Genomic DNA, 22,977 nt, shown 5'->3' on the forward strand with positions numbered 1-22,977 from the left:
TTGTTGTTAAACCCGAAATGTTATGGCAAACCATTCGACAAGAAGCCTCAACATTAGTTGAAAGCGAACCGATGCTAGCTAGTTATTTCCACGCAACTTTACTAAACCATGAAAAGCTAGGGGATGCTTTAAGTTATATTTTAGCCAATAAGCTTGTTTCTCAGGTTATGCCTGCTATTGAAATTCGTGAAATTGCTCGGCAGGCGTACGAAGCAGATGAAAGCATTATTCAATCAGCTATAAATGATATTATCGCTGTCTATATTCGCGATCCTGCAACTAATTATTACTCAACACCACTACTTTATTATAAAGGCTTTTTATCATTACAAGCTTATCGGATTGCTCACTGGCTTTGGATGCAAGATCGTAAATCACTAGCCATTTTTTTACAAAGCCAGATTGCGATAGTGTTTGGTGTTGATATTCATCCCGCAGCTCAAATTGGTTGTGGCGTGATGTTTGATCATGCGACAGGAATTGTGGTTGGTGAAACAGTGGTGATTGAGAATGATGTTTCTATCTTACAATCAGTAACATTAGGCGGAACAGGTAAACAAAACGGTGATCGTCACCCCAAAATACGCGAAGGGGTAATGATTGGTGCACATTCAACAATTTTAGGTAATATTGAGATAGGTAAAGGCGCTAAAATTGGTGCTGGCTCTGTGGTGTTGGATCCCGTGCCACAACATACAACCGTTGCTGGTGTGCCAGCGAAAGTGGTTGGTTGCCCTGATTGTGAAAAACCAGCTTTAAATATGGATCAAGATATTTAATTGCTATTAACTAATGTAAAAACTCCGTTGATATCTATCAACGGAGCTTTAGTAAATTACTTAGTATTAAGATTTACATCCATTGTTGGATATGGAATATTAATGTTGTTTTCTGTTAGCGCATTTTTGATATTTTCAAGTAACTCCCCTTTTACTGAACCGTAATTTTCATTTAATGTCCAAACTAATACATTAAAATTCATTGAGGAAGCATCTAAGACATCTAACCGGATGGTTGGCTCTTTGCTGGTTAATATATTACTGGTTTTATCAACCGCTTGTTTTAACACTTGGTATACTTTTTGAATATCTGAGTTATAGCCTACATTGATCACTAAATCTAAACGCCTTTCAGGTAAGCGTGTATAGTTAATAATATTGGCACTGACAACCTGACTATTAGGGATCACAACTAGTTCATTGGTAGGGGTAACAATAGATGTTGAAAATATCTGTATGGAATCAATAACACCTTGCTGGCTATTGATGACTACTGTTTCACCGACTTTAAATGGTCGAAAAATAATTAAAATAACGCCTGCTGCAAAGTTAGATAGCGAGCCTTGTAACGCCAAACCAATAGCTAAACCAGCAGCACCAATAACAGCGACAATCGAAGCGGTTTGTACGCCCAATTGACCTAAAACGGCAACTAATGTCATTACCATAAAGGCATAGTACGACAAAGCGCTGACAAATTTAACTACCGTCGGATCAACGTGGCGATTTAATAATATTCGTTTTAATTGCTTGCTAATAAATTTAGCGATAGTTCTACCAATAATAAAAATAATAATAGCAAAGCAAAAATGTGCAATATAGCTAAAAACCACTCCATCGTACCTTTTGATAAACGAAATGGCATGATTTGAAAAATCTTCAAAATTCATCGTATTATCCTCAGTAATCGGTAATAAAAATTTTTAACAAGGTATTGGTTTACCAAATTGATTAAACCAATTGTTTGGCTAATAAAGCCCAACGTGTGTCAAAATTAGTTGTTGGTAGATATTTAAAGCCTGAACGAGAATATCGTGCCATCATGCCCTCACAAAAAGCTAACAATTGGCTAGATAAAATACGCTCATCTGTTATGAATGCAACTCCTTCACGAATTTTTCGCTCACGTAGAACTTGTTTGATTTGGGTTTCAATGCGTTCAAATAGCTGGCTAATACGTTCTTGTAATTGTTCTTGCTCAAACATTAATGCGTGGCCAGTCATAATTCTGGTTAATCCTGGATTTTTTTCAGAAAAACCTAATATCAACGCAAGAATAAGCTGTAAGCGAGTAAATGTAGCAGATTGTTCTTGTATAATCACATTAATACGAGATAACAAGATATCTTCAATATAGACAATTAAGCTTTCAAACATTTTTGTTTTGCTTGGAAAATGTCGATATAGCGCAGCTTCAGAGACACCTACCATTGCGGCTAATTTAGCTGTTGTGATTCTCTGAGTCCCTTCATTGGATTCGAGCATCGTTGCCAATGCTTGTAATATGTCTTCTTTGCGATTTTTATTTTTGCTACTCACGATCATTTTTTACCCGAATGTCCAAATCCACCTTCACCGCGTGCTGACTCAATAAATTCATCAACAATATTAAATTCTGCTTGCACAACTGGAACGATAATTAATTGGGCAATTCTATCACCTGCTTCAATCACAAAAGGCGTTTGGCTACGGTTCCAAACAGGAACAAATAGCTGGCCTTGATAATCAGAATCGATTAAACCAACCAAATTACCAAGCACAATACCATTTTTTGAACCAAGTCCTGATCGAGGCAATACTAATGCAGCCAAGCTAGGATCAGCAATATGCATTGATAGCCCCGTAGGTGTTAAGATGGTTTCGCCTGGTTTTATTTCAGTTGTTTTATCAAACATCGCTCGTAAATCAATACCCGCAGATCCTTCCGTTGCATAGGTAGGTAGTGGAAATTCATTCCCCAGTCGTTTGTCTAATACTTTTATATCAATTTTTCTTTTCATCATGACTCGCTTTATATCGTGTTATAACAGCTTGAAGTAACTGTGTTGCTAATTGTTGTTTACTGCTTAATGGTAACGTTTGCTCACCACTTTGCCAATATAGTGTTAATGAATTTTGATCGGAATTAAAGCCAATAGTTTTATCTGAAACATCATTAGCACAAATTAAATCTAAGTTTTTATCGATTAATTTTTTTATTGCATAAGCTTTAACATCATTGGTTTCAGCAGCAAATCCAACAACAAAAGGCCGATGGCTTTTTAGTGCTGCTACACTTGCAACAATATCGGGATTTTTAACTAATTCAATAGTAAGTTCATCGTTATCGCTTATTTTTTTGATTTTTTGCGTTGCAATTGTTTTAGCATGATAATCAGCAACAGCGGCGCAAGAAATAAAAATAGTTGATTTTTGCGCGTGATTTAGTGCTTCATCGTACATCTGTCTAGCGCTTTTAACGTCAATTCGGTTGACATTATTTGGTGTATCTAAATGAACTGGCCCACTAATTAACGTCACTGTTGCACCCATTTGTGCAGCCGCGTTTGCAATAGCAAAGCCCATTTTTCCTGAGCTGTAATTACTAATGTAACGAACAGGATCAATCTCTTCAATAGTTGGACCTGCTGTAATTGTAATAGACAAACCTGAAAGCACCGACTTTTTAGAAAAAAAGTGAGCAATTTCTTCAACAATAGTATGCGGTTCAAGCATTCGGCCTGGACCTATATCTCCGCAGGCTTGATATCCATTATCAGGGCCTAAAATTAGGGTATTTCTTGATGCTAATACTGATAAATTATGTTGAGTTGCTGCGGCTTTATACATTTGTTGATTCATCGCAGGTGCAATAGCAATCGGTGCAGAGCTTGCTAAGCAAATGGTAGAAAGCAGATCATCGGCAATTCCATTTGCCATTTTGGCAATTATATTTGCTGTAGCGGGAGCAATTAGGACAAAATCAGCCCATTTTGCGAGTTCAATGTGGCTCATAGAAAGCTCAGCTGAAGGATCAAATAGATCACTTGATACCGGATTGCCAGATACGGCTTGTAGGGTCATTTTGGTGACAAAACGGCTAGCCGAATCAGTTAAAACGACATGCACTTGCGCACCAGCTTTCTTTAAATGGCGAACAAGATCAGGGCATTTATAAGCAGCAATGCCACCTGTAATTCCTAATAAAATACGTTTACCAGATAAACTCATGAGAAGCTTCCTTCACACCTAAAATGAAAGCGCTATATTACCACAATTAAATTAGATAATAAGTAGCTCTTTTGCGTTGGCTAATGTTGCATCTGTAATTTTATCGCCACCTAATAATCTCGCTAACTCATTTAACCGTCCATTATTGTCTAATTTTTGCATATCTGTGGACGTTTTTTTGCTATTAGTTTGTTTACTAACAAAGTAATGCTGATTAGCTTGCCCTGCTACTTGTGGTAAGTGCGTAACGGTAATAACTTGCGTTGATTGCCCAAGCTCTCTTAATAGCTGCCCTACTTTGGCGGCAGTTGGGCCGCTGATACCGACATCAATTTCATCAAAGATTAACGCAGGCGTATCCATTTTTTTTGCCGTTAACACTTGAATTGCTAAAGCAATACGGGATAATTCGCCACCCGATGCGACTTTAGCCAGCGGTTGTGGATTTTGACCGGCATTAGTACTGACTAAAAATATTACTTGATCAGCCCCATCGCTGTTTAATCGATTTTCGTTAAAAGCAATATCTATACTTAATTGTCCATTTGGCATAGATAATTCATGCATCGTTGCGGTCACGTTTTTCGCTAACGTTTTACTGATTGTTAAGCGTTTTTGGTGTAATTTAGCTGCAATTTCAATAGCAATTTGATGATATTTTTTTATATCTGTTTTCAGTTGCTCGCTTTGCTCATCTTGTTGATTAATTTGTTTAAATTCAGCTAACAAATTTTGATGTAATTCGGGTAGGATTTCGGGAGATACATGATGTTTGCGAGCCAAAGCAATTTGCTTTGAAATTCGCTGTTCAAGTTGCATGGCGCGAGCAGGATCGAGTTCTAAACGCTCGCTATAGTGGCGCAGTTCATCACTTGCCTCTTTAATTTGGATAGAGGCTTCTTCTAACATGTTATAAACGCTATTTAAGCAAGGGTCGAGTTCAGCTAGTTCTTGAACGCTATTTTTTACGCTGCTTAGTAAATTATTAACATTATAATCATCAGTTTCATCTAATAGCATGACTGATTGTTGACTAAGGTTAATTAATTGTTCACTGTTTGATAATCGCTTGTACTCTTCGTCAATTTGTTGATATTCTCCTTCAATTGGCGAAAACTCATTAAGTTCTTTTAACTGATATTGCAAAAGTTGCATATGTGCGTCACGTTCTTGCCGTGAAGCTTCATATTGTTGGTAAGTACGCACTGCATCTTTCCATTGCTTATAAGCTTGATGCATCTGTGTTAGCAGTGTTGGCTCATTCATATAATGATTTAGTAACAACTGTTGATAGTCACTGCGCAAAAGCCTTTGATGTTCATGTTGGCCATGAATTTGAATGAGCATCTGCCCCAAATCTTTTAATTGCGAAATCGGTACTGCACGACCATTAATAAAAGCCTTAGAACGTCCATCTTGATTAATAACGCGCCGTAAAATACATTCATTGCCTTCATCAAGTTGGTTTTCACTGAGCCAAGCAAAAGCAGCTGGTGTATCATCAAGTACAAAACTTGCAGAAATATCAACGCGATCTGCACCATAGCGAATCGATGAGGCATCGGAACGATTGCCTAAACATAATCCCAATGCATCAATGGCAATCGACTTCCCTGCACCTGTTTCGCCGGTAATAGCGGTCATACCCGAAGTAAAATCGACAAGAAGCTGATCCACAATAGCAAAATTATTAATAGTTAGTTGAGTTATCATAATAAATTAATACATAAGGCTAGTTATAATATTGGCAGTATAGCAGTAAAAGTACTGTAAATAAATACAGGTTGGTGTTTTTGTTTTTTGGGTGTTTTGGGAATATTTATAAGTGCTATTTATATGAAATCGAAACTATTCGACTTATGCGGTATTCAACTTTTTGTATGATTTATTGTTGGTTTATAAAAATGATTATTATTTGTTGAATTTTTGTTGAGATAGTATAGTTAAGTTTAGAAATGGATGAAAATGTACATTAACTATTTGAAATATATGTGTATTTTTTAGCTTTTAAAGCAACCATATAATATTTATATTAGGATCTTCAGGTGAGAAACATCCGGCCGCCTGTTCTATTACACATGAGGAAAAAGAGGTAATGTCCAGTTAATTAAAATTTATTTAACTGACAGTAAAAAAAATTGCATTAAGTAAAATCATATAGTATATTAACTATAAACAGGATGCAACCATCCTGATGCTCTTTAAAAGATAAACCTAATTAATACCGAAAAAGGCAGTGGCTTTATTAGCCGGTTGTTGGTAGTAATAACTATTAAACAATCAGTATCAGCCGCAATATTGCGCCAGAATATAATTTACTTAAGATTGCGCAATACGTATTCAGAAAGTAATTTGGCGCAATATTATTAATCGACTGTTGGAGTAGCTAAAGCTACTCCAGATAGAGTGTCCTGTACTATCCATAACGTTTTTTTTCAGTTCGGTATTGTTTTGTCGACTGGTGCATGTCGCACTGATTAAAAACAAAACGAGGTTAATAATGTTAGTAAATAACAAGACTCTTTTAAAGAACTCCATTAAAACATTAAAAATGATTTTAAAGGAGCAGCATGATGTTATGGATAGTAGTAAACGGAAAGAATTAGAGGAAATAATTCAAAAACTAGAAGAATCTCAGGAACAATATACATCAAGTCAATTACTTGATATTTTTGATAGATGTATAACTCTGATTCCTGCTGTAATTCAGCTAATTGAATTTATATCTAAAAAATGATTTTAGTTTACAGCAGGTCACTCGCAATCTAAAAGAGGTAACAGTAATGAGTTTTAGTAACGCTCTAAAGATGTGCCGTACACAAAAAAGAGTGTCAAAAACTAAATTAGCAGAATTATCGGGGCTATCTATATCTTATCTTACACTTTTAGAACAAGGCAAACGAGATCCTAACTTATCTACTATCGAAAAAATTTGTAAGGCTTTAAATATTCCAATTAGTATTTTTATTTTCTTAGCATTCGATAAAAATGAAATTGACGGTATTAGTCACGAATTAGCTAAAATGTTATCTTTGACTGCGTTACAACTTATAGAGTCTTCTGATGATTCCTAAATATTTATTTAAACCAGTAGCTGATTTGGATTTATTAGCGAAAATATTAGGTATAACAAAACAAGAACTTGATGATTTATATCATTCTTCTGATAGTTTCTTTTTTCTTCATGAAAGAAAACAAAAAAGTGATGGTTCTTATCGTGACACTTATAATGTAAAAAAAAGATTAAAAATCATTCATGGTAAGATATCTAAAGAATTCTTGAAGAAAGTAAATTACCCAGATTATTTGCAAGGTAGTCTAAAGGATAAAGACTTTTTAACCAATGCTAAAAATCATTTGGGTCAAAAAATATTAATCACAGAAGATATTACTAATTTCTTTCCTAGTATATCTAAAAAAATTGTTTTTGAAGTATGGGTTGGTTTTTTTAAATTTTCAAAAGAGGTTTCGGAATATTTAGCTGAACTAATAACTTTTGAAGGTTATCTTGTTCAAGGAGGAAAAACGAGTAGCTATATTTGCAATTTAATATTCTGGTCTCGTGAAAGTGAATTAGTAGATTATCTAGCTAAGAAAGGTTACAAATATACAAGGTATGTTGATGATATAACAGTCTCTGCTAATAAGATTATTACATTAAAAGAAAAAACAGATATCATTAGACGTATTTACAGTCTATTAAAATCAGTAGGAGCCAAACCTAATAGGATAAAACATCAAATTATGCCTAGAAACAAAAGACAGATTATACATAATTTAAATGTGAATCAAAATAAACCATCTATGACAAAAAAGAAAAAGAATATGATTAAGGCCGCAGTATTTGAATGTGAAAAAAAATTTCAGACAGATCCTAATAGCAAAGAATATTTGAAATTATTTAATAAAACAATGGGAAGAGTTAACCATATGAAGCGAATTCATCCTAAGATTGGTGATGTTTTACAGAAAAAGTTAAAACTTATAAAACCACAGGATAAATTTTAGCCATTTTTTACACCTAACAGTTTTTATCCCAAGAACTTCTAACCGCTCACTTCTTTTGTTTACAGATCAGTTCAACAACTTAATAAAAAGGAACATAAAGGCATTGTTCAAATTCGTCTATCGGTTTGATGTTGCAGAAGCTGATATCATTTTTTTGTGCAAGAAAACACGCTTTCCAATACTATACATAACGTGGAACCGGAAATATGACGTTTACCATTCTAAGTGAGCTTAATTTACTCCCGATCAAATTGTAAAATAGCATGAAAAGTAATATAACACATTCTATTTACACTGAATGTTTATTAATCAAATAATTCTACCTATTCACATTTTAAATTATATTTTTGCAAAAAATATTCAGGATTCTATACCGTATTAATAATGCATCGTCACACTAAATGATTTATTTAAGCTAAATTTACATGGCAGCCATGCTTGATTATTTATCAATAAAATGAACAAATTCCCCCCTAAAAATTACCTTTTCCTAAAATCACTGTAAAATGCTTTATAAAACACTATTTCAAAAATAAACGATAAAAAGTTAATTGATTTATTTTAAATAACCATAAAAAATTATTAAAATAGCTTTTTTAGTCAACCAATCCTATTTATTCTTCTTTTATCACAAATTGCTGCGCAGTATAATTTAATGACTTATTCTTTTAATTATGGGAAAACACAATATGTTCGGCAATAAAACAAATCGCCAAGTAATTATTTGGACAACTATCATTGGTGGCTTTTTCAGTTCATTAGTGAAATGGGGTTCAGAGGTTAATATGCCTCCTCGCTTGCCAGGTGAAATATCGCCACCAGCAGCGCACATTGATGCATGGCTTGGTTGGTTAGGTATTAATTCCCATTCACTGGATTATATTTATCAAGGCGCAAGTGTTTTAGGGGCGGTAACACTTTATCACTGGCTATTTAGTTTCGCTTTTGCCTTTGTTTATGTTGCTGGCGCATATTATTGTAATAAAATCCGCTTATGGTATGGTGCATTATATGGCATTATTATAACTGTTGTTATGCATGGTTTTTTAATTCCGTTACTTGGCTTTCGCCATCCTGCTTATGATGCTGAAGGGACTGTGGGTTGGTTATGGAATTTAAATGGTTATGAGCTTTGGAGTGAAATTCTGGGCCATATTTATTGGGGAGCATCAATCGAAGTGTGTATGATTGCGGTATTAGCCCATTTTTCAAGACCAATTCATGGTAAGTGGCGTCAATAATTGATTTAAATTTAGATCAGTTCATGTTAGATCCTGCTATTAAGCTATAGTGGGATTTTTTATTCTATTTGATATAGAAAAAAACTATATCAACCAATAAAAAACTAGAATTATTCAATATCATTTTTTTTTGTTATCTTTTTATCACTAAAGAAAATAAAAATGGATAAAAAGGAAATAAACATGAATACTGCTGTTATTGGATATCCTCGAGTTGGTAAGCTTCGTGAACTTAAATTTGCAACAGAAGCTTATTTCAAAGGTAATAAAACTAAAGCTGAATTATTAAATGAAGCCAAAGCGCTACGAGCCGAGCATTTAAAACAACAAGCCGATCAAAAAATAGCTTTCATCTCATCTAATGACTTTTCATTTTATGATGCGGTATTAGATACAGCATGTTTACTTAATGTCATTCCAAAACGTTACCAAGATTTAGGATTACCTGAACTTGACCGCTATTTTGCCATGGCGCGTGGTTATCAAGGTGAAAAAGGTGATGTACGTGCGCTTGCTATGAAAAAATGGTTTAATACCAATTACCACTACTTAGTGCCCGAAATTGAAGATTCAGTAGAAATTAAATTAGCTGGTACTAAACCTTTTGATGAATATCAAGAAGCCAAAGCGTTAGGCGTACAAACCAAACCCGTGGTGATCGGTGCATTAACCTTTTTTAAATTAGCTCAGTATTTAGGTAATAAACAGCTTGTTGATTTTAAAGCTGATATTATTAAAGCTTATCAAGACATCATCCAAAAATTTACTGCACTTGGTGCTGAGTGGATCCAAATTGATGAACCCATTTTAGTGACAGATCTGAATAAGGACGATATTGCGCTATTTGCAGAGCTTTATCAGGCCATTTTATCGGTTAAAGGGCAAACCAAGATTGTTCTACAAACCTATTTTGGTGATGTACGTGACTGTTATAAAGAGCTTGTTGCTTTACCTTTTGATGGTATTGGCCTTGATTTTGTGGAAGGCAAGCAATCATTAACATTGCTTGAAAATAATGGTTTTCCATCAGATAAAATATTATTTGCTGGTGTTGTAAACGGGAAAAATATTTGGAAAAATAATTATTCAAAAACCTTAGCATTACTTGGTAAAATCAAACAAAAAGCAACCAATATTGTTATTAATACCTCATGTTCACTATTGCATGTGCCTTATACCCTGCAAAATGAAACTAAATTAACGATTCAACAACGTGCATATTTTGCTTTTGCACAAGAAAAGCTACAAGAACTTGCTGAACTTGGTCAGCTATTTAATGAGGCAAACCCAGATAGCCATGCAGCTTATAAAGCTAATCAGACATTATTTACGCGTGAACGCGAAGGCGCAAATCAAACTGTTCGACAAAAAGTTGCTGCATTAAAAGAGTCTGATTTTACTCGCTTGCCTGAATTTTCGGTGCGTGAAGCAGCACAGAAAAAAGCCTTTAATTTACCATTATTGCCAACAACCACAATTGGTTCATTCCCGCAAACGCCTGATGTACGTTTAAACCGTGCTAAATTCAAAAAAGGGGAAATTTGTTTTAATGAATACACTGAGTTTAATCAACAAAAAATTGCTGAATGCATTAAATTACAAGAAGAAATTGGCATTGATGTGTTAGTGCATGGTGAATTTGAACGTAATGACATGGTGGAATATTTTGGTGAAAGTTTAAATGGCTTTGTCTTTACTGAAAAAGCATGGGTACAATCTTACGGTACACGGTGTGTTAAGCCACCGATTGTTTGGGGAGATATTTCACGTTCTAAGCCAATTACCGTTGAATATTCAAAATATGCTCAAAGCTTGACGGATAAGCCTGTTAAAGGCATGTTAACAGGGCCGGTGACTATTCTAAATTGGTCATTCCCACGCGAAGATATTTCCCAAAAAGAATCGGTGTATCAAATAGCATTAGCAATTGGTGATGAGGTTTTAGATCTTGAAGCGGCTGGCATTAAAATCATCCAAATTGACGAAGCCGCTTTAAAAGAAAAATTACCACTGCGTAAAGCGGATTGGAATAGTGAATATCTTGATTGGGCGATTCCGTCATTTAGATTAGTACATAGCAAAGTTCAAGCTGATACCCAAATTCATACCCACATGTGTTATAGCGAATTTGCCGACATCATTAAAGATATTGATGCAATGGATGCTGATGTTATCTCGTTTGAAGCGTCTCGTTCTAATCTACAGTTAATTGATGTGCTTAAAGCTAATCATTTTAAAACTGAAGTTGGACCTGGTGTTTACGATATTCATTCGCCACGTGTTCCACCTGTGGCTGAAATTAAAGCAACTATTGAAAAATTATTGGCAAAAATTGATAAGCAAAAATTATGGATTAATCCAGACTGTGGTTTAAAAACACGCGGTGAAAAAGAAGTAGTAGAAAGCTTACAGCACCTTGTTCAAGCCACATTAGAAGTAAGAAAAACGCTTAATTAGTGACTATTTTTTACAACGTTGCAGGGCTCTTTTGTTAAGACCTAGTACTTTGTTAAACCTTACATTACCGCCGCCTATGTTAGGCGGCGAAATGTCAATAAGGATAATTAGTGACATAACCAATGGATGAGACAAATGAAAACAAATCTACTCTTTAATCAAAAAACAGTGTTCTCCTTTGAAGTTTTTCCACCTAAAAAAACATCGCCTTTAGAAACCATTTATAGCACATTACGTGAACTTGGTTATTTTAAACCTGATTTTATCAGTGTCACCTATGGCGCGGGTGGGAGTTTAAATGGTCAAACCACTATCGATATTGCTCATTCGGTCAAACATACTTATGGGATTGAGAGTGTCGCTCACTTACCTGGGATTAATTTCAGTAAAACCGAGATGCAGAAAATCCTTCACGATCTTAAATGTGCTGGTATTGATAACGTGCTAGCTTTGCGTGGTGACATCAGCCCAAATGTACAGCCTAAAGATGATTTTCGATATGCCAGTGAGCTGGTGAGTTTTATTAAAGAAAGTGGTGATTTTAATATCGTTGGCGCATGCTACCCAGAAGGTCACCTTGAAGCTTCAACATTAAAACAAGATCTAATCCACTTAAAAGAAAAAGTGAATGCAGGCACTGATCAACTGATTTCACAGCTCTTTTTTGATAATGATTATTTTTATGCTTTTTTAGATAAAGCACGTGATATGGGCGTTAATGTGCCGATCGAAGCTGGAATTATGCCAGTAACCAATAAAAATCAAATTGAGCGTATGGTCTCAATGTGCGGTGTAAACCTACCGAAGAAGTTTAAGCAGATGATGGAAAAATATGAACATCATCCAGATGCATTTCGTGATGCGGGTATTGCTTATGCTATTGATCAAATAGTTGATTTGGTTTCGCAAAACGTTGATGGTGTTCATTTATATACGATGAATAATAGTTATATTGCTAGACGCATTAGCGAAGCGGTAGCAACGTTATTAGCCGTGCCGAAATTAAAATAGTGTTTGTTTTAAGAAAGATGATTGATAAGTTTGGTAGAATTGGTTGCGGGGGCTGGATTTGAACCAACGACCTTCGGGTTATGAGCCCGACGAGCTACCAAGCTGCTCCACCCCGCGTCAAAGAGGTAGCTATATTATAGTAATAAAATAAAAAAGCAATACCCATTTAGCTTAAACGCCACATTTTTAAACATTCTTTGGTAAATATAGATTATTTTATAACATAAACACAAATTTACTTAAAATTTTTTTAACAAAAATGTTACTCTTTCGGCTTTCCATTCGTTTGTGGGCGAGCTGATTTGGTGAATTTTTGTTTAATGCGATGGTTATGACACGTTTTAATAAATAGGTGTTCACTTGTGCCTTGATATTCACGACCATTATCGGAATAAATACACTCAATGGTATAAGGACTCTGGGCTAACACATCGTTTTGTAAAAACTGTGCCGAGCTAAATTGGGATTTATCAGGGTAAATACCGGCATACAGCTCACGTGAAAAATCATCAATGCCAATAAATATTCTCTAGTTTGCTTTTTCGTTTCATTTTTAAGTAAAGGTAAACATACCACCTGAACAGGTTTTGTTATAGCGTTTAGCTTGCCGTCTTAATTTATCTTCAATAGATTTTTCTACTTTAATCAGAAGGTTAATACCATAACGAATGGTTTTATAATATTCATTTTTACTGGTTAGAGGAACAAAAAGCTTCAATCGGGCTTTCTTTAGTACGTTATAAATGGTAAGACGGCTGACCATAACGCGTTTAGCCAAATCAGTGACCGGTTTTTCTTTATGATATAAACGCCATATCTCTTATCTGTGATAAGGCGTTAGTTTTGTTTTTTTATGTATATTCATTACAGTAGTTTCTCCCATTACAGTAAAAAACGCTAGGAATTCCTACAAATAAGGTTATTATTATGGATCTATGTTAATAGCCTTTATTTTTACTAAAATTATGGATAAATAATACGCCCAATAATAGCACAGATTAGTCTATTATCGTTGACATGAAAAATATCGAAATTTTCTTTATCTTGTTCACCAATAAAAAAAATCCAAGCGTTATCTTTATTTCGCTTTTCTTTTTTTAATTGTCTAGCATCTTGTTGTGCGAGTTTTATTTCATTTCGTAGTCTTGTTTTTTTAGCTTTAGACCATGTAGACCAATCAACCTTAATTTTATAAGTACAATCTGGTTTCTTATTAATCCAAATTCCTGCCGTTAAAGGTATAGTTAATAAATCATCATTGTAGTTGATTTTTCCCCAGAGCAATAATGAAGAATAAAAGATTTTCTTTTTAGTATATACTTCAATTTTATCCTTAGATAACGCCTTAAAAATTTTTATATAATTATCGCCCTCGATTCCGGGAATACTTAAAGACATATTTCGATCATAAGGAAAATTGATAAAAGCACGACATATTGGACGAATAGTATTTGCTGTCCGCCTAGATTTTTTTTCGACATCTGTATTTAGCGCTTTATTTTTATTGTCTGAATTGTAGAATGATCGTGTTGTTTTATTATTTAAATCTGAAGAAGTACCGATATGCTCTCTTTTTTCAATGAGTGCTAGGCTTGAAGGAGATAACCCTGGCGTATTTTCTAATATACTTCTGATACTTTGTTTTTTACCTATTCCGTGCTCAACAATTTTCTCTTCAGCGTCTGCATCACAATTTATCGCATGTGATTGATTGGGGTGCTTGGCAAAATTTGCACGCATTTTATTTTCTTTTTTCCATGAGCGTGGCACCATATCAATACCACATCCCCAGTATTCATAACCTTTGAGATCAACATAATCTAATTCGCATAATGTTTCGGCCTCAATAATTATTTTGGCTAACTTATCACGCGCTGAGTCCATCATTCATCCCATATATTATCAATATATTCAAATCCTAAAAATAGTATTTAGAATTCATCATTATCTTTATTAATAATTAAACATTATTGTAAATTATCCTATTAAACTAGACGCGGGCTGTAAATAGGTTTGTTTTATAAATTATAGCTATACGCTATATCCTCACATTTATGTTTATAATTTAGTTGAGATCTTTAGATTCCTATTACGCCTCATGCTCCGTATAATCTTCTAATACCGCATCAGTCATACGGTCTAAATGTTTGACTTTGCTAAGGTCTTTTAAATTGCTGTAGGGGATATAGCTACAACGCTCCGATAATGGCCCACTTTCTAGTAACGAAAATACTGGTCGGCGGATCTCTTGAAATACCTTTTCCTGCCGGCTATCTGGGGCGACAATATGGAGATTTATATTCATATTGGGTTGCAAGGCGAGTAAATCCGCCATGCGTAAAATACCAGAGTAAACCGAAGTGGTATGTTCGACTTCAAACGCGCGCGTGATAGCGCGTCCTTTTAACCAAATCACATCAATTTGTTCAATGGTGCTTAAGGTGGTTTCGTCATAATTAAGCGGTAATTTTTCTAATAATGCTTCGGTGCCTTTTTTCCACTCTTTTAATACCCGGCTGCGATCGGCTTTCGGTAGCCAAATTTTCATCCCCATACAGGCACCAATTTGGGCAAGTAATGCTTGCATTTTGATTGATTCGCGTACTTCTGGGGTTTGGTTTGGGGCTTCATCATCGACCAGTTCATTATCACTCGGGACTGAAACCTCAACCACTTTATCGGTTCGATTGACAGTATGGGTTTTTAATTTCTTTTGATCTTGTTCATTAAGGGGATAATCAGTGGCGACGTCATGTTGCTGTAATAGGCAGCGCATTAATAACTTGCCATCTTTTTCGCTTATTTTATTTAAACTATTACGCAGCAATCCGGTCCAACTACTACTATTTTTATCCATGTTTTGGGTAAAAGAAAGGTGTTGCCAAATTTGGTCAGAATGAATAGGAATGGCTTGGGTTAATGGTAACCACACTTTAGCCCGAACATGAAAACGTATAATAAACGGATCATCCGATGCTAAAAAAAGGGGCGTGCTATCTTCATAAGGACCATCAACCACTTCAAGCAGCCCGCACCAGCGAGATAGTCGGGTGAGATAACAAATAAAAATATCCCCAGCTTTTACTTTTTCTGCCAATAATTTTTGTCGAACCCGAAAACCAGATACTGTTTTATCTGAATTCATAAAAGCTTGATACGTTTCGGGTGAAAAGATGTTGGTATAGTAAGCCATAAATAATTATCCGTTTTTAATTAACCTTATTTTAATGGTTTGGGTCTATTTAAAAGTAATCAGTTAAATTGTTGTTTAATCTCGGTCATCCAACGTGGAAGTTCATCATGTAAGGCGAGATTGAGCATAAATAAATTATCAATATCTTTATTTGCTTTGCTTAAGTCAATCGTTTGAATAATTTCAGCAAAATAAGGCACAATATCCGATTTTGATAGTTCAAACTCAGTTATTGCTTGTAATAATAGCTTGCTATCAATACCCCATTCGTTAGCAAACTGGTTAACGGCATGTTTGATTTTATCGTTTTTCCAATTGGCAAATGCTTGATCAAAATGGACTTGGCTGGATAGGCGACCTGTTAATAATTCGGAATCGACAAATTCCTTTAATATTTTTGCTTGCTGATCTTCGCCCATTTGACTTAATTCTTGGATTTGTTCGTAAATAATACGCCTAGTTTCGTCGTTAACAGTTTGCACACCATCAACATGCTTCACTTTAGATCCAATTAAGCTAAGAATATGGGCAGCATCAATCACCTGTGTGCCCGCTAATTTGGTTTTACCGATTAAAGTTGGTGCTACGATTGGCTTTTTAGTCGTATTATCTTTAGCGGTTAAGTTTTTAAATGCGCCAACATATTGCAACCAACGGTGCTCTGTCATGCCAAAAGTGGCATTATCCCATTGATACTCGTAATATTGTTGGACAATATTAAGCTGATCATCGGCAACTTTAAACGCTTTGCTAAATTCAGTTAGTTTTTTATGATCATGTTGAATTAATTGCCATTGGGTTGGATCGGCTAAGGCTAAAACTAATTGCTCCAGATCGTTAGCTAAAATTCGCACAGCAGTGGCATAGGTTTCAACAATCGCTTTGCTACTTCTACCACCACTACCATATAGCTCAAGGGCTTGGTTAACCATTTGTTCGGCCAGGCGTGGGGTTTGGAAATTTACAATTGTGCCAAACTCTTTGCTAGAACCAAACACGCGATTAGTGCGCGAATAAGCCTGAATTAAGTTTTGTAGTTTTAAGGTACGGTCAACATAAAGGGTATTAAGTCGTTTAGAATCATAGCCCGTTAATAGCTGATCAGCGACAATCACTAAATCAATATTTTTACCATTACGACCACTACCGCCACGGGTAGCACGCTCGACCACATCCTCAAAATAGGCTTGTTCACCATGCTTTTTATCACCGGCGATAAACTTAATGCCAGTAAACGCTGCGTAATCATTAAACATGGCACTGATAATTTCGGGATCGACATTATCTGGATCATTTTCGTTACCAAAGCTAAAGGTCATGGCGATATTGATTTTTTGCTGTTGGCTTGCAAGTTGTTTTTTAAATTCCTGATAATAGGCAATCACCCGTTCTTTATAAGCGACGGTTAAAATAGCATTAAATTGTTGCTGTTGAGATTGTGCTTGCCAGTTATTTAAAATCTCTGTAACCACTTGTGGTATATGAGTTTGATCATGATAAACTAATAGTGCTTTATCAATAGCTTGCTTTTCAACTTCGGTTTCGCTCCAGCTATGTACTAATCGGGCGATTTCGCGATCGGATTGTTCTGGTTTTTCGATTTTAATACGCTCAATAAGCTTATCGCGTAAATCTTCATAACTGCTAAATTCGCCAGTATTAATATAATCGACATGAAACCCGAGCACGTTGCCATCAGCAATGGCTTCATCAATGGTATATTGATGTAATTTAGGGCCAAATAACTTTTCGGTAGTGTTAATCACTTCGCTGTTTTCGTTTATTTTGCCTTTAATTTTGTTTTCATCAAAAAGCGGCGTACCAGTAAAGCCAAAAAATAGCCCATTTCTTCTAAAATGGCTTTTTATATCGCCCATCATATTTTTCATGGTGGAACGGTGTGCTTCGTCAACAATAAAGACAATTTTTTTATCGGCTAAGTGACTATCTTTACCCTCTTCAAGGGCTTTAACCAAATTATGCAGTTTAAAGATAGTGGTGACCACAATGCCATTTTGGCGCGTGCTAAGGTGTTTTCTAAGTTGCGCAGTGCTGTGCGTGTCATCAACCGTGACAGGCTCAAAGGCAGCATAGGCTTTAAAGTTATCACTGGTTCGGCTATCAAGTTCACGCCGATCAACCAAAAAGACCACTTTATCAAAATAAGCTCGAGTTGATAAAAATAGCGCAGTTTTAAAACTGGTGATAGTTTTACCCGATCCTGTAGTATGCCAAACAAAGCCGCCATGTGGTTTTTTATTGGGATTATCCCAACCAAATGCCGCCCCTTCTACTGCTTGTAAAGCAAAGACCTGATAAGGGCGCATTAGCATATGTCGGCGGTTTTCTTCCTCTTTGGCTTCATCAATGACTAAGTAGTCGCCCACCATTTGATGCGCCATGGGGATCATTAAAAAGTGTTCAATGACTTGTTGCCAATGATTGATCGGTTGATTGAATTTATTTGCCCAATGAAACACAAAGCTAGGGTTAAAGTCACTAATTGATTTAGGCGTGGCAAAGTAACGAGTTTCGATTTCACTACTTATTACCATCATTTGCGAAAAAGCCATAAAATTGTGGCTATATTCACCATCTCGATAGTAACGCTTAAACTGTTCAAATGCTTCGTCAAGGTTTTTATCGGTCCGTTTTTGTTCAATATTAATTAACGGTAAACCATTAATTAATAGCACCAAATCAAAACGGTTGCCGTTAGGGGTTTGTACCTCGCGGGCAATGCGATAACTGGAATCACCGCCACGCACTTCGGCTTTTTTAAAGATAGTTAAGGTAATTTGCTTACGGGTGATAAGCGGGTTATCATCGCGATAGATGCCATCAATTTTGCCTTTTGACTCTTCCATAGCGAGCAATTTTGCCGCTTGGTAACTGTTTTGTAGTTGGTTAACTTTTGCCATTACTTGGCTAAATTCGTTATCGGTTAATTCAACACCTTCAAGTTGATCGGCATTAAGCCGATTAAGTTCATTACGCCAATGGGTGACTAAATCATTAACGGTCACTTTATGTCGATTACCATCTAAAAAGTCAGGCGCCTGCCATTTCTGTTTTTCTAATTCCCTGACGAAATTTTCTTGAAAAATTTTTTCTGCGGCATCTTTTACAACCTGACTCATTCCTTAACTCCTTTTATACAAACATTTCGTTTAAATAGGCTTGTTTGATGTGTTTTAATTTATCTAATTTTTTTTGTTCTAAATTTATGTGCTTTTCTAATAAATTAAAAAATGTCGATATTTTATTTTGTTCAATTATATCCGTTAGTGTAATAAATAATGTTGACAAAGAGCTAGCATTAATATGTTTGACTGTGGTTCCTGTCACTAAGGGAAAAATTTTCTTATGATTAGCATTTATTTGATAGGATAAATATTCTGCACTAATTTCATCTGAAATTGTTGCAATTAGAGTATCACTACCAGCTCTTACATTTTTTTTAGTGATAGTAGTGGTTCGAGCCAGACCTCTAGGAGTAACATCTGACATAGGGAAAAGTAAAGAATTCTTTGGTATAATATGACCTTCATTACTTTTAGACCAATGAATTACATTATCAATTACGGGAGAAAATTTATATAAGTCAGCATAGTGTATTACTGGATGTCCGTTATCTTCATTATTTAACACATCTTTTGCTAAATTAGCTCCCTTACTCCATATCGTCACATCCCCTAATTTGTTAGGCGTCCAATCTTCACAAAAAACACTAAACCGCAATCTAGGCTTTAATTCCCCCTCATTCGGAAACATTTCCCTTAGATAAGCTGATTTTAGGGTTTTGGCTTTTTCCAATTTTTTTTGTTGAGTATTAATAAGGTTATCAAGTTTTTGGAAAAAAATTCCAATAATTTTCTGTTCATCAATATTCGGAATAGTAGCATGCAGCTCGGATATGATTTTTTTATTTAATCCTCCACGAGAACCATCCCCAGAAGAAATCGAACGTAATTCTTCATATCTCATACCTAAATTTTGAAATAAAAACTCTGAATCAAGTTTTTCATTTGGTACTACTGCTGCAATAGACTGATTTGTTGTTATTTGTAATTCATTTATTGCGACTTTTCCTCTAGTTTTTCCTTGTCCTGCTAATGCGATAAGAATTGACTTCTCTTTTATCCAGCGTGCACTAGAACTATCAAATCCTTTTTGGGAAATCATATTATCTGTAGAAAAAATTCTTTTCTTATTTATTTCGCCAGAAGACATCCATGGAACTTCTTTCGGCATCCAAAAATCTTTAATTTGAGTACTAGGAGTACCACCAGTTAATATTTCAGCATATTCATTGAGTTGTTTTAAAAGACTCCAAGCCTCTCTATCCTCAAACGCCTTAAACCGCCGCTTAGGAATTAATTTCTTACTTTGACTCATTGCGTTACCACCAGATCTTGCATCATTGCTTGTAACTCGGCTTCGAGTTGTTCGATCTCTTTATCAATCGAAGTTAAGGTGTCTTGATAACGTTCGTTTAACATTTGCAGGGTTTTTAATTCGGCTTTAATCGGTTTTTCGATTAATTCGCTCAGTAACACAATGGTATTACCAAACCATTTTTTAGACATTAGTGTGTCAATTTCTTGATCCGTTAAGCTCAAAATCCGTTCTTGTACCGCTTCTTTTAATGCCAATTCGTCCGCTTTAATTTGTTTACTTAATGTCAATTTTTGGCTGATTAATTTATCCACTTTTTTAAGTGTTAAATATGCTTCAGCATCTTTTGGTGTCTCTTTTAACTCTTGTTTGAGTTTTTTATTATCAAATGTATCAAGCGGTTCGTCATCATCATTCTTTTTCAATGATTCATACAGCGCATCGTACTCAGGGCTGTCTTCGACTTTGGCTGCTTCAATAAGATCCGCAAGTTCGCTTTCTAGCGTTTGGATTTGCTGTTTATTGTGGTCGATATTAGCTAATTCATCGGCATATAATTCCGTAGCAATTAATTCGCTTGGAATCAGACTGCTGATAAAGCCGTCTTGCTCAGACCGTTTTTTAGCACCGCTACCTTTGTTGACCATATTCGGTACTCGGTTACGTGCTGCGGTATAAAAATCAGTTGCGGCAATAATTTCAGCGTCATGGAGTAATGTATTTTGCCAAATTTCGGCAATAATCTGATAGCCGTCATAGATATCAAGATGATTAAAGCTTGCTAGTAAGATTTTTATATCGTTTAACATTACTTCCATCAGCGGGTGAATCTGTTCAGGATCATTAATTGCAATGATTTGTGACCAATAGCGGTCAATATAAGCTTGCGTTTGCTTCGCTAATTGCTCAGATTGTTGTAGAACACGTGCATCATTTAAAATTTTAGCGCTTAATTGACTAATCTCTTCTTTTAAAATGAAATATTTCGGACGAACAGGCTCTAATGCCGACTGTAATAGATCGGGGGTGGTGGCGCGGATAACCGCCAGTTGCTCAATATTGTGCTGTGGTATACCACCTAATAAATGACCTTCAACGTCGTGAGCAATATCATCATCAATGGCATCAATATAGCGGGGGATATTGAGGTTGTATTCATTGGCGATAATCTCTTGGCGAGTGGCTAAATGGCTATAGCCAGCTTGCTCTTGACGTGATACATAAGTATCAACAATTTTGGCGATGTCTTTTTCTTGCAAGACATTTTGCTTACCGACTTTGATAAAGGTATTTGAGGCATCAATGATTAATACCGGATCGCTGAGCTGTCGATTCTTCTTCAACACTAAAACCACAACGGGGATGCCAGTGTTGGTAAACAGGTTGCTTGGCAAGCCGATTACGGTATCAATGTAATTCTTTTCTAATAATCGTTTGCGGATTTCTCCTTCGGCTGCACCACGGAATAAGATTCCATGGGGTAATACAATTGCCATGGTACCGCTTTGTCCTAAATGGAATAGTCCATGTAATAAAAAGGCAAAATCACCTTTTGAATCAGGCGGCAATACGCCAGCTATTTCAAAACGGGGATCGCTCACTTTTAGCCCTGCACGATTCCAGTTTTTTACCGAATATGGGGGATTCATTACCACCGCATCAAATTGGACGCCCTCGCTAGGACGTTCAGGATCTTCAGGCCAATCATGGGCTAAAGTATCGCCATTTCTGATAGTCATTTTATTGGGTTTAACTTCATGCAGTAATAAATTCATCCGCACTAGATTATAGGTGGCGGTATTTTTTTCTTGGCCGTAATAGGTCAAGCTTTGTTGTGCTTGTTTAGTTAAATGTTTTTTAACTGTTAGCAGTAATGAACCAGATCCAACCGTCGGGTCATAAATCGAACGGATATTTGGTGTTTTGGCGGCGATTTGTGCCATCACTTCACTTACTTGGCGAGGCGTATAGAATTCCCCCGCTTTTTTACCCGATTCCATGGCAAATTGCCCAATCAGGTATTCATAAGCATCGCCTAATACATCGCCTTTTTGCAAAGTGACCATATCAAGATCGGCAAATAATAAGATTAAGGCTTTAATATTTTTACTGCGTTCATGTAAATTACTACCAAGAGCGGTATCGGTTAAATCTAAGGTTGAATTAGAAAATAGATTTTTAAAGTCATCGGCATCTTTGCTATTGGCAATTGAACGTTCAAATTGATTTAAACTGTCGATCACTTTTTGCACTTCAAAATTGCCTTTATTAATATCCGCGATCCAAGTTTGATAAAGATGCTCGGGTAAAACATAATAACCCAACGTACGTTGTAACATGCTTTCTAATTGAGGACCACGTTCAGCCATACCATTGTAATAATTGGTGATAAGCTCGGACTCGGTGATCTCATCTCGGGTTGTCATCGATTTAAATGCAGCTAATGTTTTATCGCTTAAAAATTTATAAAACATTAAACCTAACATATAATCTTTATAACGGCTGGCATCCATCGAACCACGCAGCTCATTGGCGCCATCCCATAATCGACTTTTAATCTCTTCAGATGTAATCACAACGTATTAACCTCGTTTGCTAATGTTATCTTGGTATAAAAACAGGGTTATTTTTAATAGTTTTATAACCAACCTAGTTTGCGCTGTATTTTAGCGATAATTAG

At 35.7% G+C, this 22,977-nt stretch carries 18 protein-coding genes and 1 tRNA gene; 7 read left to right on the top strand and 12 right to left on the bottom strand.

The features are described 5' to 3' along the window. The first annotated feature begins 17 nt into the window (after nt 1-17). A complete protein-coding gene (cysE, locus tag A9G28_RS00635) occupies nt 18-779 on the top strand; it encodes a serine O-acetyltransferase (protein WP_065579527.1) in 762 nt (253 codons plus the stop codon). A gap of 56 nt (nt 780-835) precedes the next feature. On the opposite strand, the gene A9G28_RS00640 is transcribed toward cysE, so the two are convergent. The 5 genes from A9G28_RS00640 to recN form a co-directional block, all read right to left on the bottom strand. Further along, nucleotides 836-1,669, bottom strand: a complete 834-nt coding sequence (locus A9G28_RS00640) for a mechanosensitive ion channel domain-containing protein (protein WP_065566141.1) — start codon at nt 1,667-1,669, stop codon at nt 836-838. A gap of 61 nt (nt 1,670-1,730) precedes the next feature. Further along, nucleotides 1,731-2,324: a nucleoid occlusion factor SlmA gene (gene slmA / locus A9G28_RS00645; RefSeq protein ID WP_065566140.1), complete on the bottom strand. Its 594-nt coding sequence runs from the start codon at nt 2,322-2,324 to the stop codon at nt 1,731-1,733. Continuing rightward, nucleotides 2,321-2,779, bottom strand: a complete 459-nt coding sequence (gene dut, locus A9G28_RS00650; protein WP_065566139.1) for a dUTP diphosphatase — start codon at nt 2,777-2,779, stop codon at nt 2,321-2,323. Before dut ends, slmA begins: the two co-directional genes overlap by 4 nt. Next, nucleotides 2,763-3,989 carry a bifunctional phosphopantothenoylcysteine decarboxylase/phosphopantothenate--cysteine ligase CoaBC gene (gene coaBC, locus A9G28_RS00655; protein WP_065579454.1) on the bottom strand — a complete coding sequence of 409 codons (1,227 nt, stop codon included), beginning with the start codon at nt 3,987-3,989 and terminating at the stop codon, nt 2,763-2,765. The genes dut and coaBC overlap by 17 nt, the downstream gene beginning before the upstream one ends. 51 nt (nt 3,990-4,040) lie before the next feature. Further along, nucleotides 4,041-5,702: a DNA repair protein RecN gene (recN, locus tag A9G28_RS00660; protein WP_065579455.1), complete on the bottom strand. Its 1,662-nt coding sequence runs from the start codon at nt 5,700-5,702 to the stop codon at nt 4,041-4,043. 787 nt (nt 5,703-6,489) lie between these two features. Between recN and A9G28_RS00665 the strand changes: the two genes are divergently transcribed. The 6 genes from A9G28_RS00665 to metF all read left to right on the top strand — a co-directional run bounded on the left by A9G28_RS00665 (nt 6,490) and on the right by metF (nt 12,706). Then, on the top strand, nt 6,490-6,726 hold the full coding sequence (locus tag A9G28_RS00665; protein ID WP_065579456.1) for a hypothetical protein: 237 nt from the start codon (nt 6,490-6,492) through the stop codon (nt 6,724-6,726). 46 nt (nt 6,727-6,772) lie between these two features. Beyond that, on the top strand, nt 6,773-7,063 hold the full coding sequence (locus A9G28_RS00670; protein ID WP_065579457.1) for a helix-turn-helix domain-containing protein: 291 nt from the start codon (nt 6,773-6,775) through the stop codon (nt 7,061-7,063). Then, the gene (locus A9G28_RS00675; RefSeq protein ID WP_065579458.1) at nt 7,053-7,997 is read left to right on the top strand and encodes a reverse transcriptase family protein; all 945 of its coding nucleotides are present in this window, start codon (nt 7,053-7,055) and stop codon (nt 7,995-7,997) included. Before A9G28_RS00670 ends, A9G28_RS00675 begins: the two co-directional genes overlap by 11 nt. A gap of 689 nt (nt 7,998-8,686) precedes the next feature. Further along, entirely contained in the window at nt 8,687-9,238 is a 552-nt protein-coding gene (locus A9G28_RS00680; RefSeq protein ID WP_141674652.1) for a YagU family protein, read from the top strand. A 183-nt stretch (nt 9,239-9,421) separates the two neighbouring features. Beyond that, the gene (gene metE / locus A9G28_RS00685) at nt 9,422-11,695 is read left to right on the top strand and encodes a 5-methyltetrahydropteroyltriglutamate--homocysteine S-methyltransferase (protein WP_065579460.1); all 2,274 of its coding nucleotides are present in this window, start codon (nt 9,422-9,424) and stop codon (nt 11,693-11,695) included. Between the two features lie 135 nt (nt 11,696-11,830). Beyond that, nucleotides 11,831-12,706: a methylenetetrahydrofolate reductase [NAD(P)H] gene (metF, locus tag A9G28_RS00690; RefSeq protein WP_065566133.1), complete on the top strand. Its 876-nt coding sequence runs from the start codon at nt 11,831-11,833 to the stop codon at nt 12,704-12,706. A 40-nt stretch (nt 12,707-12,746) separates the two neighbouring features. Here the strand turns inward: metF and A9G28_RS00695 are convergent. The 7 genes from A9G28_RS00695 to A9G28_RS00725 form a co-directional block, all read right to left on the bottom strand. Continuing rightward, a tRNA-Met gene (locus A9G28_RS00695) sits at nt 12,747-12,823 on the bottom strand. A 436-nt stretch (nt 12,824-13,259) separates the two neighbouring features. Further along, nucleotides 13,260-13,469, bottom strand: coding sequence for a hypothetical protein (locus tag A9G28_RS00700; protein ID WP_065579461.1), 210 nt, complete (start codon nt 13,467-13,469; stop codon nt 13,260-13,262). A gap of 200 nt (nt 13,470-13,669) precedes the next feature. Next, nucleotides 13,670-14,590, bottom strand: a complete 921-nt coding sequence (locus A9G28_RS00705) for a hypothetical protein (protein WP_065579462.1) — start codon at nt 14,588-14,590, stop codon at nt 13,670-13,672. A 205-nt stretch (nt 14,591-14,795) separates the two neighbouring features. After that, the gene (locus A9G28_RS00710; protein WP_065579463.1) at nt 14,796-15,899 is read right to left on the bottom strand and encodes a hypothetical protein; all 1,104 of its coding nucleotides are present in this window, start codon (nt 15,897-15,899) and stop codon (nt 14,796-14,798) included. Nucleotides 15,900-15,958: 59 nt separating this feature from the next. Next, complete coding sequence (locus A9G28_RS00715) at nt 15,959-19,039, bottom strand: type I restriction endonuclease subunit R (RefSeq protein ID WP_065579464.1); 3,081 nt, start codon at nt 19,037-19,039, stop codon at nt 15,959-15,961. Nucleotides 19,040-19,052: 13 nt separating this feature from the next. Beyond that, complete coding sequence (locus tag A9G28_RS00720) at nt 19,053-20,297, bottom strand: restriction endonuclease subunit S (protein ID WP_065579465.1); 1,245 nt, start codon at nt 20,295-20,297, stop codon at nt 19,053-19,055. Further along, entirely contained in the window at nt 20,294-22,873 is a 2,580-nt protein-coding gene (locus A9G28_RS00725; protein WP_065579466.1) for a type I restriction-modification system subunit M, read from the bottom strand. The genes A9G28_RS00720 and A9G28_RS00725 overlap by 4 nt, the downstream gene beginning before the upstream one ends. Nucleotides 22,874-22,977 lie beyond the last annotated feature (104 nt).

It is taken from the genome of Gilliamella sp. Fer1-1 (assembly GCF_001690825.1).
Taxonomy (GTDB): Bacteria; Pseudomonadota; Gammaproteobacteria; order Enterobacterales; family Orbaceae; genus Gilliamella; species Gilliamella apicola_C.